Origin of the sequence: Paenibacillus sp. IHBB 3054 (genome assembly GCF_051594305.1) — a bacterium.
In the GTDB taxonomy this organism is placed as follows: domain Bacteria; phylum Bacillota; class Bacilli; order Paenibacillales; family Paenibacillaceae; genus Paenibacillus_AQ.
This window is the reverse complement of record NZ_JBOFBG010000011.1, coordinates 21,031-35,593: the sequence shown is the minus strand read 5'-3', so window position 1 is coordinate 35,593 and position 14,563 is coordinate 21,031. Positions and strand designations below refer to the sequence as shown.

The following is a 14,563-nucleotide window of genomic DNA, read 5'->3' as shown; positions in this document are numbered from 1 at the left end:
AATGCGGGAGGAATTCAAATGGTAGAAGACAGAACGATCGGCGGCCGGATTTTTGCTGCTGTTAACTTTACGCTGCTGGCCCTCATTGCACTGGTGACGGTGCTTCCATTTATCCACGTGGTGGCAGGCTCCTTCACAACCAGTGCGGAGCTCGCGGCCAACAAATTTGTGCTGATTCCAAAAGTATGGAGCTTTGAGGCGTACAAGTTTATTTTCTCGACGAATACGATTTTTAGAGCGCTGGGAGTTTCGATTGGGGTTACGCTCATCGGTACAGCATTCAGTATGTTTATAACAGCTTTGATGGCTTATGGCCTCTCCAGAAGAGATCTGGACGGGCGCAACGTTATTAACTTTCTGGTTGTGTTCACGATGCTGTTTCACGGCGGGATGATTCCTACGTTCCTGGTGGTGAAGGAGCTGGGGCTGATTGATTCCTATGCGGCTCTAATTCTGCCTTCGGCAATCAGTGCGTTTAACATGATTATTCTCAAAAACTTCTTTCAGAATATCCCGGAAGGTCTTGAGGAATCCGCCAAAATTGACGGCTGCAACGACTTCGGCATCCTGTTCCGGATTGTATTGCCGTTATCTTTGCCCTCGATTGCGACAATTTCCCTGTTCTATGCGGTGACGTATTGGAACACCTATATGAGTGCCATTCTGTATTTGGATGACAGCGCCAAATGGCCGATCCAGGTGCTGCTGAGACAAATTGTCGTGCTGGCCAGCGGGATGGATTACAGCTCTTCGCTCGATGCTGCAGTTCCGCCGCCGGATCAGACGATCAAGATGGCCGTTATCGTGGTGGCAACCCTGCCGATTCTGATGGTTTATCCGTTCCTGCAGAAGCATTTTGCCAAAGGGGCTATGCTGGGATCAATGAAGGGTTAACTGCCAAAGGTCAGGTATTCTTATGTTGGAAGGGGTAGTAAGATGATAGGCAGTCTGCCGAAAACACCCATGGAATGGGCAAAAAAAGCCTGTGACTCTTTAATGGATACTTATCAAGCGGGAGAGCTTCCTCCTGCACATCGCTGGCATTACCATCAAGGCGTGTTTCTGTGCGGGATGGAGCTGCTCTGGGAAGCTGTCCGGGAGGACCGCTATCTGGAGTACATCGGTCAATATGTGGATGATCTGGTGGATGATCAGGGCAATTTCTATTTTGCCCGCGATGAGCTGGATGCGGTTCAGGCAGGACTGCTGCTGTTCACGCTGCATGAACGGACCGGCAAGGGCAAGTACCGGACGGCAGCCGATAAGCTGAGAAATCTGCTGCTGACAGTAAACAGAACCGCCGAAGGCGGATACTGGCACAAGGATAAGTATCCTTATCAAATGTGGCTTGATGGGCTCTACATGGCCGGAGTCTTCTCGCTGAAATATGCCAATGCCTACGGGGAAGCCGGCTTGCGGCAAACCGTGCTGCATCAGGAACAGCTGATGCGCAAATACATGAAGGATGAAGCTACCGGCCTCTTGTACCATGCCTGGGATGAGAGCCGGCGCATGCCTTGGGCCCATCCCGAAACGGGCTGCTCCCCCGAGTTCTGGAGCCGGTCCCTGGGCTGGTACGGTCTGGCGTTGTCGCAATTTCTGGACCTGCTGCCAGCGGATGAACCGGGCCGGGCGGAGCTGGCTGCTGCGCTAAGCGAATTCGTGCAGGCCTTGATCCGTTATCAGGATAAGGACAGCGGACTGTGGTACCAGGTCGTGGATAAGGGCGATGAACCGGATAACTGGCTGGAAACGTCGGGGTCCTGCCTGTTCGTCTACACCATCGCCAAAGCGGTGAAGTTGGGTCTGGCTACTGAAGAAGCAGCAGCGGTGGCAGCAGCCCAAAAAGGCTATGAAGGTCTGATCTCGGTGCTTCAGCAGGATGATCAGGGCCGCGTGATCCTGCCGGATATCTGCATCGGCACTTCGGCTGGCGACTATGAGAATTATGTCACCCGGCCTAAGGTCAGCAATGATCTGCATGGGGTGGGGGCGCTCGTCATGGCTTGTGTGGAGATGGAGTCTTTGTACAGAAGGTAAGAGGATGAAGCAGGAAGCTCTGCAGCGGTTTGAGCGCTGCTCGAGAGGAAGGGGACCCATGTATAACATTGCGGATTACGGAGCGCTGCGGGATAGTCCAGTGCTGGCAACGGGAGCTATTGCGGATGCCATTGCGGCAGCGAGCAGAGGCGGCGGCGGAACGGTAGTTATCCCGGCGGGGACATTCAGAACAGGGGCGGTACTGCTGCGCAGCAACATAGAGCTGCACTTAAGCCCCGGGGCGGTTCTGTCATTCAGCACCGAGCCCGGGGACTTTCCGGCTGTGGAATCCAGATGGGAAGGCGTGAAACGGCAAGTGCATGCGTCCTGCATTTACGGGGAGGATCTAGTGAATGTATCCATTACCGGAAGCGGAACTCTGGAGGGCAACGGCGCTCCCTGGTGGAACAAGCACCGGAATCACCCGGAGGCGCTGGAGTATCCCCGTCCAACGCTGATCGGATTTAACAACTGCAGCCGGGTTACGATCAAGGATGTAACGCTGCTGAACTCACCGAGCTGGACGGTGAATCCGATCTGCTGCAGCAATGTGACGATCGACAATATCTCGATCCTGAACCCGGCAGATTCACCGAATACGGATGGCATTAATCCGGAATCCTGCTCGGGTGTGCGCATCAGCAACTGCAATATTGATGTAGGCGATGACTGCATTGCAATCAAAGCGGGAACCGAGGATACGAAAGAGCGGATTCCCTGCGAAAATATAACCATCACCAACTGTACGATGATTCACGGCCATGGGGCGGTGGTGCTGGGCAGTGAAATGAGCGGCGATATCCGCAATGTGACGATCAGCAACTGCGTGTTCAAGCAGACCGACCGCGGCATTCGCATGAAGTCCAGACGGGGCCGCGGAGGGACGATTGAGGATATTCGCGTCAGCAACATTGTGATGGAGGACGTGATTTGCCCCTTTACACTTAACCTGTATTATTTCTGCGGGCCCCGCGGCAAAGAGAAATATGTCTGGGACAAAAATCCGTATCCCGTTACGGCGGAAACGCCAACATTTAGACGGATCCATTTTGAGAGTATTACCGCACGGGGTGTCCATGCGGCTGCAGGTTTCCTGTATGGGCTGGCGGAGCAGTATGTTTCGGAGATTACCTTTTCGAATGTCGATATTTCAATGGCCAAGAATGCCGTTCCCGGCCAGCCCGACATGATGACAGGCATTGAGGATATGAACAACCGCGGATTTTTTCTGGGGAATGTACGGGATGTCCGGTTCCAGCAGGTGACGGTTGAGAATCATGAAGGCCCGGCCTTTTATATCGAGAATGGTGAAGAGGTTGAAATCATCAACTGCCGTTCAAGAAACACCGCCCAACCGGAAAAGCTGGTGGAGCAGGTGGAAGTAGAGCCGGCAAACACATAGTTGCACATGCTGAGAACATACACCGGAATGTTACGGCGCTGTACCTAAGCTATGCTGCCGCTTACCCGTTTATCTTTTGTTCAATATGTTTACTAGGAACTGTGGCCCGTTTAGGCCATAGTTCTTTTTTTTTGATCTTCGGCGAGTCCAGGGAAATATTCACTTTACGGCTTTTTCCTTTGCAATATTGGCAGGTATCGCATATAATTAGTACCAAGTACTAAGACCAGATACTATTAAAGAGGTGATTTCATTGACGGGTGCGAAAATTACAGCGATTGGATCTTATGTGCCAGTCCGGAGGCTGACCAATAGCGATTTGGAACAGATGGTAGAGACAAACGATGAGTGGATTGTCCAGCGAACCGGAATCCGCGAGCGGAGAATCAGCCGTGAAGATGAATATACCAGTGATTTATGTGTTTCCGCCGCGCAGGATCTGCTGAAGCGTTATGGCAAATCTGCCGGGGACGTGGATATGGTTATTGTGGCTACCAGCACGCCTGACTTTTCTTTTCCTTCTGTAGCATCCATAATTCAGCACCGTCTGGGGATTCCGCTTACCGCCGGAGCTGTCGATATGAGCGCCGCCTGTGCAGGTTTTGTCTATGCCTTGCATACAGCCCACGCTTATGTCGCATCAGGATTGCACCGCAAGGTTCTGGTTCTTGGGGCAGATGCGCTGTCCAAAATTACGGACTATACCGACCGCAGCACCTGTATCCTTTTTGGGGATGGGGCCGGGGCGGTTCTTGTGGAGAGCGATGAGCAGGAGGACAACTTCCTCGGCTTCCATCTGGGCAGTGACGGCGGCGGAGCACATCATGTGTACCGCACGGGCCTGTCGCATAAGGTGAACGGGATTGAACTGATGAATCCAGGCAAGCTGGTGCAAAATGGCCGGGAGGTTTTCCGCTGGGCGGTAAGAACCGTCCCCCAAGGCATCCAGCAGGTGCTTAAAAATGCGGGGGCAGAGCTTGTGCAAGTGGACTGGCTGATTCCGCACAGCGCCAACCTGCGGATGATCGAGCCCATTTGTGAACGCTTGGATTATCCTCTTGAGCAGGCTCTGTACAGCCTTGAATATTTCGGCAATACGTCGGCTGCAAGCATACCGCTCGCCCTGGACCTGGGTGTCCGCGAGGGCAAAGTGCTGAATGGCCAGCAGATTCTATTGTACGGATTCGGCGCGGGTCTGGCCCATGCCGGTCAACTCCTAAAGCTGGCGCTGGACCCGCAGGTCGAGCTTCCGGCGCAGCTTTAACCGGAACCAGCCGTCTTCCCCGGAAGCGGCTGGTTTTTTTATGGCCTAGATGATGTATTTGTGTTCAGATCTCCACTTGCCCTTATAGTCTTGACAAGGACAGACTACTCGCTGCATACTAATTAAATAGGGTTTATTAAGTGACTTTATTATATGTCGGAGGATGCATATGGAGAAGGCTAACGGTTACTTAATCAAAGATATTAATCTCAACCTTGTGCGGCAGGCCATGAAGCAGATTGGAACGGGATCTAAGTCACAGCTGGCAGCATTGACCAAGCTAAGCGTAGTTACTATTAATTCACTGGTCAAGGAATTGGTTCTGCTCGGTGAATTGTCGGAAGACGAAACGGTCCCATCCAATGGGGGCAGACCTGCGCTTACTTACCGGTACAATTACGGATTTAGCCTGGCGCTGGTCATTCATATGAATGAGAAGCAGGGTGCGGATGTAGTTGTTGTGATGGTAATTAATATAGGGGATGAGATTATACAGCGGGAAGAATACGGCATACCGCTGTTCAATCTGGAACGGTTTTATGAATTGATTGAGCAATATTTGTCGAAACACCCTACCATCAAGGTGATTGGGATCGGTATTCCCGGCCAGTCAGTCAATGGGGAAATCAAAGTAAGCAGTCATGAAAAGCTGAAAGGCGTAAGATTGAGCGAAGTTATACAGGAGCAATTTGGATTGCCGGTTGTATTGGAAAACGATGTGAATGCTGCGATCAGCGGGTACTGTTCCCGAAACGAGAAAGATGATAATCAATGTGTGCTTGGTGTATATTTTCCAAGGTCCTATCCTCCCGGCATGGGGATTTATTTGAACGGGAGTGTGGTGAAGGGCAAGGACGGCATGGCCGGTGAAATTAAATTTCTTCCGGTGGAGGTGGACTGGAACAATCCGGTCAAGACTGAGGTGTTTATAGAGGCAGCCTGCACGATTATTCATACGGTGAATGTTGTGCTTGCTCCGGATGAAATTGTTATTTACCAGAGCCTGATGGATGAGGAAACCTGGGGCAGCGCTTGGGAATTGTACAGAACTCAACATGCAATGCCTTCCATGCCCAGCATCATTCTGCTCGATTCATTTCATGAAGACTTTGAGGCAGGCATGCGCTGGCTAACCTTAAAACAGCTGGAGCCTGATATTTGGGGCAATTGATGCCCTGTTATCCGGGAAATGACAGAGAGGAAGAAACATAACTATGGCAACTTGGTTTCTAATCATTATCTATCTTTCATTTATCAGCTTGGGCATTCCCGATTCGTTGCTGGGGTCCGCCTGGCCGGTGCTGCATCTGGAAATCGGCGCTCCCTTTGGATCGGCGGGTCTCGTTTCCATGATCATTGCCGGAGGAACCATCGTCTCAAGTCTGGTAAGCGGCAGCATCATTAAAAAGCTGGGCACAGGGACGATTACCCTGATCAGCTGCTGTATGACCGCTGGTGCGCTGCTGGGCTTTTCCTTCGCGCCTTCACTGGTTTGGTTGGCGGTTCTGGCCATTCCCCTGGGACTTGGAGGCGGAGCGGTAGATGCTGCGCTCAACCATTATGTAGCCGATAATTACAAAGCCCACCACATGAGCTGGCTGCATTGTTTTTGGGGTGTCGGTGCGACAGCGGGGCCGATGATCATGTCCTATTATATTGCGAACCACAATTCGTGGAGAGAAGGCTATTCGGCCGTTTCAATCATCCAATTCGGTCTGGTAATCATTTTGCTTGTTACCCTTCCGTTATGGAAGCGGGTAGCGAAACTGCATCATGCTGCAAAGGTTGTGAATTCGAACGAAACCCAGTCTGACGGGCTCGAGGGGAGTAACACCGGCTTAAGTTCCCCGCCTGCCAAAGTGAAGGTTCATCCCACTCGTCTCAAAGGCGTTAAATTCTCGCTTCTCGCATTCTTGTTTTATTGCGGTGTCGAATCCACGGTCGGGTTATGGGGGGCCAGCTATTTAGTAGGGGCAAGAGAGGTGTCAGCCGAATTAGCCGCAGCCTGGATTTCTATGTACTATGGCGGAATCACAATCGGCAGATTGATTACCGGATTTGTGACACTGAAGATCAGCAACCGGGTGCTGATTCTGGCGGGTCAGCTTACAGCTGCCCTAGGTGGATTGCTGCTGCTTCCGCTGCCTGATGTTATGACCCTCGTTGGACTCATCCTGATCGGACTGGGGCTTGCGCCGATATATCCCGGGCTGCTTCATGAAACACCGGCCCGGTTCGGCAAAGAGAACTCCGCGCAATTAATGGGGTACCAGATGGCAGTAGCCTATACAGGAACAACCTTGCTGCCCCCATTGTTTGGTCTGATCGCTTCCGGAATTAGCATCAGCCTGTTTCCGGCCATCGTATTGGCGTTTTTGCTATTGATGATGCTGAGTTCAGAGCAGGTGAACCGGGTCTTGAAACGAAGCCGGTCAGAAGCGTAGACCGGGTACAAGAGATCAGCCGGTATGAATATTCTTATAGGCAAAAGCTGATCAAGCTTTTAATCTATAAGACAAAGGAGGCACGACTATTGCTAGTGATCGAAATCTTGTTTGGTATCGTATTTCTTATAGTGTTGTATTGGATCGTCCGTAAAATTGTCAATTCTCCTTCGGTGCAGAAACATGCGGCAGAGAGGGACAAAAAGTTTAAGGACGATTTCGAACGCGGGGCTTATAAAGAGGATTGGTGAGGCTTAGCATTCAACCGGCTGCCGCAGGATTCGCGGACGATTAGCGCCGGTTCAACAACAAACGAACCGCCGTCTGATTGATTGTTAATAAGATCGAACAGCATATGGGCCGCAAGTATGCCAAGCCGTTCTTTGTTCTGGCGGATCGTAGTCAGCGTAGGGCTGGTGTATTTGCAGGCCTCAATATCGTCACAGCCGATGATGGCGATATCCTCAGGGATGCGCAGTCCGTGCTCCTTCAAGGCGCGGATGGCCCCAAGTGCCAGCAAATCGGAAGCGGCAAAGATCGCTTGCGGCAGGCTGCCTTTCTCGATGAGAGTCTGCATGGCCGCATAACCGCTAGCTTCAAAGAAATCCTCTCCATGCACGAACCACGTAGGATTCATCGCCAGACCAAAATCTTCGATTGCCTTGATATACCCTGCTTCCCGCCGGTTGGAAATATCCGAATCCGCCGTACTGCCGATAAAGCCAAGCTCCCTGTAGCCCAGCAGATAGAAATGCTCCACAACCTTGGAGGAGATTTGATAGTTGTCCGACATCACATACCCGGATTTTTTACCCTTAAGCTCCAAATCTACGCCGATGCAGGGAATGCTGCTCATATCGAGGTCGCGGATCGCGGGCTCCATCTTCTGCCCCGAGATGATCACGCAGCCATCCACATGAAAGTGCTGGCAGCGTGCGAAATAATCACCGCTGCTGATAAATTTCTCGTTGGAGAAAAAAATCAGATCATACCCCAGCACGCCCATCTGTTTCTTGAAGGAGTTCAGCACCTCGATGAAAAAAGGATGGGTAAATTCGACATTAAATTCACCGGCAAAAATGACCCCGATCAGACTCGATTTTTTGGTGGCCAGTGTTTTCGCGGAATTCGAGGGGGAATATCCGGTTTGTTCGATAATCTCCAGCACCCGCTGTTTCGTTTTTTCCGAAACATCGCTGTAATTATTCATGATTTTCGAAACCGTTGAGACGGAGACACCTGCCATTTCGGCAATCTTTTTAATATTCATTTGCATGGTAAAGCCACCCTCCGACTGATCATGAATTCCGGGGAAAAGACTGATATACTGCGGTTTTGGTCCATCGCTTACACTTTATCCGTTGCAAAAATCAGTTATTTCTAGTCTATTAAACTTGTTGATACAAGTCAATCGGCAGCCGTTATTTCCGAAACCGATTTCGGCCTGAATTTTCATTTATAAATCCGCAGCAAATGGTAAATAATAAACGGCCATAGCCCCTTTGCGGGGCCATGGCCGTATTTATTATGCGGAGCAGCAGGGAGCTCACGCTCCGTGTTTACTTTTCTTTGGGAATAAAGTCGAATATCTTGCCGGTTTCCAGGGCTTCAATCAGCTTCAGGAGCCAGCGGTAGTATTTAATGGCTTCTTCAATTTTTGCTTCATCTCTATTCAGGAGCTTCTCAATTTCGGGATTGTCAGCATACTCGTTTTTTATTTCTTTGATTTCAGCAAGCGATTTAGCCAGTGCGGACATATTTCCCTCTACGGCTTTTCTCCATTTAATTGAGAAATAGTCACTGAAATTCTGATGCCAGTCGGGAACGACCTCGAACAGATCCTTTCGGGTTCCTTTTCCCCACACCTTGTCGATCATCTTCAGGTCAAGCAAGGTGCGCACTCCTGTACTCATGGATGTTTTGCTCATTCCCATCGTACGGCTTAGCTCGTCCAGCGTTACGGGGCCTTGATTAAAGTACATGTAACCGTATAAATGCCCAATGGATAAGGTGATTCCGTACAAATCCATGTTTTTGCCAATGGAATCAATGACCCGCTCGCGGACCTTGCTGATTTTCTCTATTTGCTCGGGCGGAAGCCCTTCTAAATCGTTCATGATGTCCCTCCTGAGGATTAGGCTAATAAACTGCAAACCTCTCCAATGTATTGTAATCAAATCTGCTGCAATAAGTAAAGAATTCATGCAGAACGGAATATGGCGTAAAACAGAGTATTCTATACGTAAAGTGTGTAAAGTTAAAACTGTACACTAATTTTTTAGCGAATATGCACTTTGCGTCGCTTTTCACAACTCCGTTACACTTGTTGAGGAGCACAAACGTGAAATATAAGGGGAAGAAGGAGGTCACCATGGCAATTATAGAGGTAAAAGAACTTACCAAAGTATTCGGTCATGATGCGGGACGGGCACTTCCATTACTAGCACAAGGTTGGTCTAAAGAGAAGATTGCCCGTGAAGCCAAATTGACGGTTGGTGTCAACAAGGCTGAATTCAGCATCGAAGAAGGAGAAATATTTGTCATCATGGGTTTGTCAGGCAGTGGCAAATCCACGCTAGTCCGTTTATTGAACCGTCTGATTGAGCCCACAGGGGGCCAGGTCTTTTTTAAAGGCAATGATGTGGTCAAAATGAATCCCGAAGAGCTGCGCCGGTTCCGGCGTAAAAATATCGGCATGGTCTTCCAGAAGTTTGCATTGTTTCCGCACCGCACGGTGCTGGCCAATGCCGAATATGGTCTTGAAGTACAGGGCGTGGAGAAAAAAGAGAGAACCCGGCTTGCCATGGAGGCACTGGAGCTTGTAGGCCTTAAAGGCTGGGAGAACCACCGCCCTGATCAATTGAGCGGAGGCATGCAGCAGCGTGTGGGTCTTGCGCGCGGTCTTGCCAATGACCCGGATATCCTGCTGATGGATGAAGCCTTCAGTGCGCTTGATCCGCTGATCCGCAAGGATATGCAGCAGGAGCTGCTGGAGCTGCAGGCAAGAGTGAAGAAGACGATCGTATTCATTACGCATGACCTGGACGAGGCCCTGCGGATCGGTGACCGGATTGCTTTGATGAAGGATGGTGTGATCGTCCAGATCGGAACTCCGGAAGAGATCCTTATTCAGCCTGCGAACAAATATGTGGAGCGGTTTGTGGAGGATGTAGACTTGTCGAAAGTCTTGACAGCTGCGCATGTGATGCGTCAGCCGGAAATGATCCGGCCGGAACGCGGTCCGCGTGTTGCGCTTCAGCTGATGCGGGACAGCGGCGTATCCAGTCTCTATGTGGCGAGCAATGAAATGAAGCTGCAAGGTGTACTTACGGCAGAGAAAGCGCTGGAGGCACTCAAGGAGAATAAAAGCATTCTTGAAGTGATGGTCCGTGAAATTCCCCGTGTACGTCCGGACACGCTGCTGAACGACCTGTTCGAGCTGATGTCCGAGACACATCTGCCGGTTGCGGTTGTGGATGAAGAGGATAAGCTAAAGGGCATTGTGATTAAAGGGGCAGTACTTTCCGCCCTTGCAGGCAATGCGGTACCGGAAGGAGGCATCGGTTCATGAATTTACCTAAATTACCTATAGGCAAGGGGATTGAATGGCTGGAGGACTGGCTGACTACGTATTTCGGGCCGTTCTTTGATCTCATTCATGCGGTTATTGGAGGTATGGTGGACGGAATCGATGCGGCTTTAACCTTCCTTCCGGCTATCGTCCTCACGGTGATTATCGCCGCCTTGGCTTACTGGATCGGCAAATGGCGGATGGCTTTATTCGCAGTGATCGGGCTGCTGCTAATCGACAATCTGGGTTTATGGGATCCTTCTATGCAGTCCCTGGCCCTTGTGCTTACTGCATCACTGCTTGCTGTGCTGATTGGTGTTCCGGTTGGCGTGTTTTGCGCGCAGAGTAAGACTGTTCAAAATATTGTGACTCCGATACTGGACTTTATGCAGACGATGCCAGCGTTTGTGTATCTGTTGCCGGCGGTATCCTTTTTCTCGCTTGGTGTAGTTCCCGGAGTCATTGCTTCTATTATATTTGCTATTCCACCTACGATCCGTCTGACGAACCTGGGGATACGCCAGGTGTCGCCGGAACTCGTAGAGGCTGCGGATGCGTTCGGTTCGACGGCGAGCCAGAAGCTGTTTAAGCTGCAGCTTCCGATTGCCATGCCTACGATTATGGCCGGTATTAATCAGACGATTATGCTGTCGCTGTCGATGGTCGTCATTTCGTCGATGATCGGCGCACAAGGGGTAGGGGCCTATGTATACCGGGCGGTATCACAGGCTAAGACTGGCGCAGGCTTCGAAGCAGGGATTGCCATTGTAATTATAGCGATCCTGCTTGACCGTTTGACGCAGAAGCTGGTTAAACCTAAACAATAATGACGGGAGTGTTTTATTTAGATGAAGAAAAAAGGATTCGGATTGCTGTTGACGGTGTTGCTGGTACTTGCAATTGCCGGCTGTTCATCAAGTGAAGGAAAATCCGTGAAGCTGGCATATGTGGCCTGGGATTCGGAAATTGCCAGCACGTATGTAGTCAAAGAGGTTCTGGAGTCCAAGCTGGATGCGAAGGTGGAAATGCTTCAGGTTGATGCTGGACCGATGTGGGCCGGCATTGCGGACGGAAGTGCGGATGGAATGGTAGCTGCATGGCTGCCGAGCACCCATGCTTCCTATCTGGAGCAGTATGGAAAAGATATAGAGGATCTCGGGGCCAACCTGGAAGGAACAAAGACAGGTCTTGTTGTTCCCACTTATATGGACATCAACTCCATTGAGGATTTGAACAATCCGGAAATGGCAGCAGCGCTGAACAACCGGGTTGTCGGGATTGAACCCGGAGCAGGAATTATGATGGCCACCGAAAAGGCGCTCACTGACTATAAACTGAGTGATTATAAGCTGCTCGAGAGCTCGTCGGCCGCTATGGTTCAAGAATTGGAGAAGGCATATACCAATAATGAGCCGATTGTAGTAACGGGCTGGACGCCGCACTGGATGTTCGCCAATATGGATCTGAAATATCTGGAAGATCCCAAAAACGTATATGGCGGAGCAGAGCAGATTCACACTATGGTACGCAAAGGATTGAAGGAAGATATGCCGGAGGTGTACAACTTCCTCGATAAGTTCACATGGACACCTGAGGAAATGGCCCAGGTTATGGTGGAGATTCAAGCCGGGAAATCGCCTGAGGATGCTGCCAAGAGCTGGGTTGAAGCGAATGAGGATAAAGTGAATACTTGGATTGCTGCAGAATAATAATAACTGTGCCGCTACTGCAGAGTCATTTTGCAGCGGGTTAAGATGTGTGCTATGATTAGGTCAATATAAGGCTACAATTTTGTAACCTGTAGCCGGACATTGTTCCCGCCATAACACATTCTTTAGCAGGATCATCAACAAACACCCCATAAGGGGTGTTTTTCTTGAAGAATTAGTGATTTATAAGGACTCAGCGGAGCTGATGCTGAAAGGAGTCACGAAAGGGGACGGCTCCATGACGGAGGTCATAAACGGCTGGATTGATTGGCTGCTGCAAAGTCTTGGGCTGAACGGGCCGTATATTCTGTTAGCAACGATTCCGCTCACGATTCTGCAGAGTTTGTTCGGGTTTTTTCCGCTGGCGATATTGATTGTTCTGCATGTCTCCGAATTTCATGTGATCGGCGGCATGCTGGTCAGCTGGCTGGCTTGTAATTTAGGCGCCATACTCGTGTATTTTCTCTTCCGGCGGTACCTCTATGGCTGGTTCGACGAGAAATGGAGATCCAAGCTGAAGCGCTATGACAAGTGGCAGCGTTATTTAGACCGCTACGGCATCTGGACGCTGGTGCTGCTTCGCACCATTCCGATTGTTCCCAGCAACGTGATCAATTTCATGGCGGCGGTCTCACCGATCAAAGCCTCGGCTTATATTTGGGGTACGGTGCTCGGCAATCTGTCCTTCATCTGGCTGTTCGGAACGATCGGCTCTTCACTGGTTGTCCCCAGGGAGGAATGGAACGGATTTCTTGCCTGGTATGCGGTTTTTATTATTATTTTGCTGGGCATTTTTATCCGGCGGCATTGGGGCCATCTGCAGGAGGATAAGCGGAGCCGGATGGAGTAATAGCTTTAGAAATCATGGACATGAACGTTTCTCACGGTACTTCGCACCGTGAGAGGCGTTCTTCTTTTTTGTCCTCTTCCCGAATAGCCTATAGTAAGGGGCGGCGGCTTGACCGCAGGGATGCAGGGGGGACTTAGACTCATGGGCAGAATAAAGAAATGGGGAAGCCGCAGGGCGGTTATGCCAAGCCTGCGCCTGCGGGTGCGGCTGCCGAAATTCAGCTTGGGCAGCATGCCAAGACCGGCCGGGCGAAGCCCGGCGTTTAAGGCGAAACCGGCCAAGCCGGGAATCAGAGCCGCTGGACAAGGAACGCGGTTCTCGCCAAAAAGACGGGGGAGCAGGTTCAGCTTCTCCGGCGGAGGAGAGCGGAAGAAGGTGGTTTCCGTTTCCGTCCAGAAGACGCAAAAGCCGCGCAGACGGGGCCGCTTCTGGATCATCCTGAGCCTGCTGCTGATATTGGCGGTGCTTCAAGGGCTGCGTTATATCGAGCAGCATTTGAAGCCGCCGATTATTCATTTGGCGCAAATCCGGGTGAAGCAAATTGCTACGGAGTCGATCAATAAGGCGATTACCTCACAGGTGGCCGATGCAGGAGATGCTGAAGCGCTGATTGACTGGAAGACGGATAAGGAAGGCAAAATATCGGGATTTATGCTCAATTATAGAGAGCATATGCGGATTACCTCGCAGGCGGCGGAGGTCATTCAGTCCACGCTGCAGGAGCTGCATAATCAGACGGAGCGTATCCCGCTCGGCCAGGCGCTGGGCAGTCCGCTCATCGCTTCCTTCGGGCCGGATGTGCCGATCAAGATCGAACCTCAGGGCGCAGTTAAAGTAGAGCTGAACACCCGCCAAAAAAATGCCGGAATTAATATGATTCTGGTTGAGGTCTTCATTCATGTTGTCACTGAGGTTGCGGTTGTCATTCCGTTCGACATGGAGCCGCAGGTAGTGGATACAGAAATTCCTGTATCTTATCTGATGGTTGTCGGCGATGTTCCGATGTACTACTACGATAATCAAGGCCAGCCAGTCGGTGAGAATGGAAACAACGCACCGGGCATTGCCATTCCGGCTCCGCAGGCAAGCGGGGAGAAGAGCGGAACTGGCGAGGGCGGTTCGGATACTGATGAAAGCGGCGAGAGCAAAGATCCGCAAAGCGGCAGCACGAATGATCCGCCCGCGAGCAGTAATACTTCCGGCAATGCCGGAAACGCAGGCAATGGCGGAGCGGAAACTGAGGGTGGCGGCGAATAGTATAGGTGAATTGGATTTAATTTGGG

General features: G+C 50.9%; 14 protein-coding genes. 12 read left to right on the top strand and 2 right to left on the bottom strand.

Annotated elements, in window-relative coordinates:
- Positions 1-18: 18 nt before the first annotated feature.
- From ACQ76X_RS14475 to ACQ76X_RS14445, 7 genes are all read left to right on the top strand, one after another.
- Entirely contained in the window at positions 19-894 is an 876-nt protein-coding gene (locus ACQ76X_RS14475; protein WP_076114232.1) for a carbohydrate ABC transporter permease, read from the top strand.
- 42 nt (positions 895-936) lie between these two features.
- The gene (locus ACQ76X_RS14470) at positions 937-2,040 is read left to right on the top strand and encodes a glycoside hydrolase family 88/105 protein (protein ID WP_438494755.1); all 1,104 of its coding nucleotides are present in this window, start codon (positions 937-939) and stop codon (positions 2,038-2,040) included.
- A 4-nt stretch (positions 2,041-2,044) separates the two neighbouring features.
- Complete coding sequence (locus tag ACQ76X_RS14465; RefSeq protein ID WP_438494753.1) at positions 2,045-3,442, top strand: glycoside hydrolase family 28 protein; 1,398 nt, start codon at positions 2,045-2,047, stop codon at positions 3,440-3,442.
- Between the two features lie 253 nt (positions 3,443-3,695).
- Positions 3,696-4,706, top strand: a complete 1,011-nt coding sequence (locus ACQ76X_RS14460) for a ketoacyl-ACP synthase III (protein WP_438494751.1) — start codon at positions 3,696-3,698, stop codon at positions 4,704-4,706.
- A gap of 169 nt (positions 4,707-4,875) precedes the next feature.
- Positions 4,876-5,877: an ROK family protein gene (locus ACQ76X_RS14455; RefSeq protein WP_438494749.1), complete on the top strand. Its 1,002-nt coding sequence runs from the start codon at positions 4,876-4,878 to the stop codon at positions 5,875-5,877.
- A gap of 43 nt (positions 5,878-5,920) precedes the next feature.
- Positions 5,921-7,150 (top strand): MFS transporter, encoded by a 1,230-nt coding sequence (locus ACQ76X_RS14450; RefSeq protein ID WP_438494747.1) that lies wholly within the window; start codon positions 5,921-5,923, stop codon positions 7,148-7,150.
- 89 nt (positions 7,151-7,239) lie between these two features.
- A complete protein-coding gene (locus tag ACQ76X_RS14445) occupies positions 7,240-7,401 on the top strand; it encodes a hypothetical protein (RefSeq protein ID WP_156130956.1) in 162 nt (53 codons plus the stop codon).
- Here ACQ76X_RS14445 and ACQ76X_RS14440 read toward each other — a convergent pair.
- Together ACQ76X_RS14440 and ACQ76X_RS14435 are read right to left on the bottom strand one after the other, a co-directional pair.
- Positions 7,383-8,420: a LacI family DNA-binding transcriptional regulator gene (locus tag ACQ76X_RS14440; RefSeq protein WP_438494861.1), complete on the bottom strand. Its 1,038-nt coding sequence runs from the start codon at positions 8,418-8,420 to the stop codon at positions 7,383-7,385. The genes ACQ76X_RS14445 and ACQ76X_RS14440 overlap by 19 nt on opposite strands.
- A gap of 289 nt (positions 8,421-8,709) precedes the next feature.
- Entirely contained in the window at positions 8,710-9,267 is a 558-nt protein-coding gene (locus ACQ76X_RS14435) for a GbsR/MarR family transcriptional regulator (protein WP_438494745.1), read from the bottom strand.
- Between the two features lie 254 nt (positions 9,268-9,521).
- Here ACQ76X_RS14435 and ACQ76X_RS14430 point away from each other — a divergent pair, with 254 nt between their 5' ends.
- The 5 genes from ACQ76X_RS14430 (at position 9,522) to yunB (ending at position 14,537) form a co-directional block, all read left to right on the top strand.
- Positions 9,522-10,721: a quaternary amine ABC transporter ATP-binding protein gene (locus ACQ76X_RS14430; protein WP_038596243.1), complete on the top strand. Its 1,200-nt coding sequence runs from the start codon at positions 9,522-9,524 to the stop codon at positions 10,719-10,721.
- On the top strand, positions 10,718-11,548 hold the full coding sequence (locus ACQ76X_RS14425) for an ABC transporter permease (protein WP_076114225.1): 831 nt from the start codon (positions 10,718-10,720) through the stop codon (positions 11,546-11,548). Before ACQ76X_RS14430 ends, ACQ76X_RS14425 begins: the two co-directional genes overlap by 4 nt.
- Before the next feature lie 21 nt (positions 11,549-11,569).
- Positions 11,570-12,430, top strand: a complete 861-nt coding sequence (locus ACQ76X_RS14420) for a glycine betaine ABC transporter substrate-binding protein (RefSeq protein ID WP_438494742.1) — start codon at positions 11,570-11,572, stop codon at positions 12,428-12,430.
- Positions 12,431-12,668: 238 nt separating this feature from the next.
- Positions 12,669-13,280: a TVP38/TMEM64 family protein gene (locus ACQ76X_RS14415; RefSeq protein ID WP_342437148.1), complete on the top strand. Its 612-nt coding sequence runs from the start codon at positions 12,669-12,671 to the stop codon at positions 13,278-13,280.
- A gap of 141 nt (positions 13,281-13,421) precedes the next feature.
- Complete coding sequence (gene yunB, locus ACQ76X_RS14410) at positions 13,422-14,537, top strand: sporulation protein YunB (RefSeq protein WP_438494740.1); 1,116 nt, start codon at positions 13,422-13,424, stop codon at positions 14,535-14,537.
- Positions 14,538-14,563: the final 26 nt, after the last annotated feature.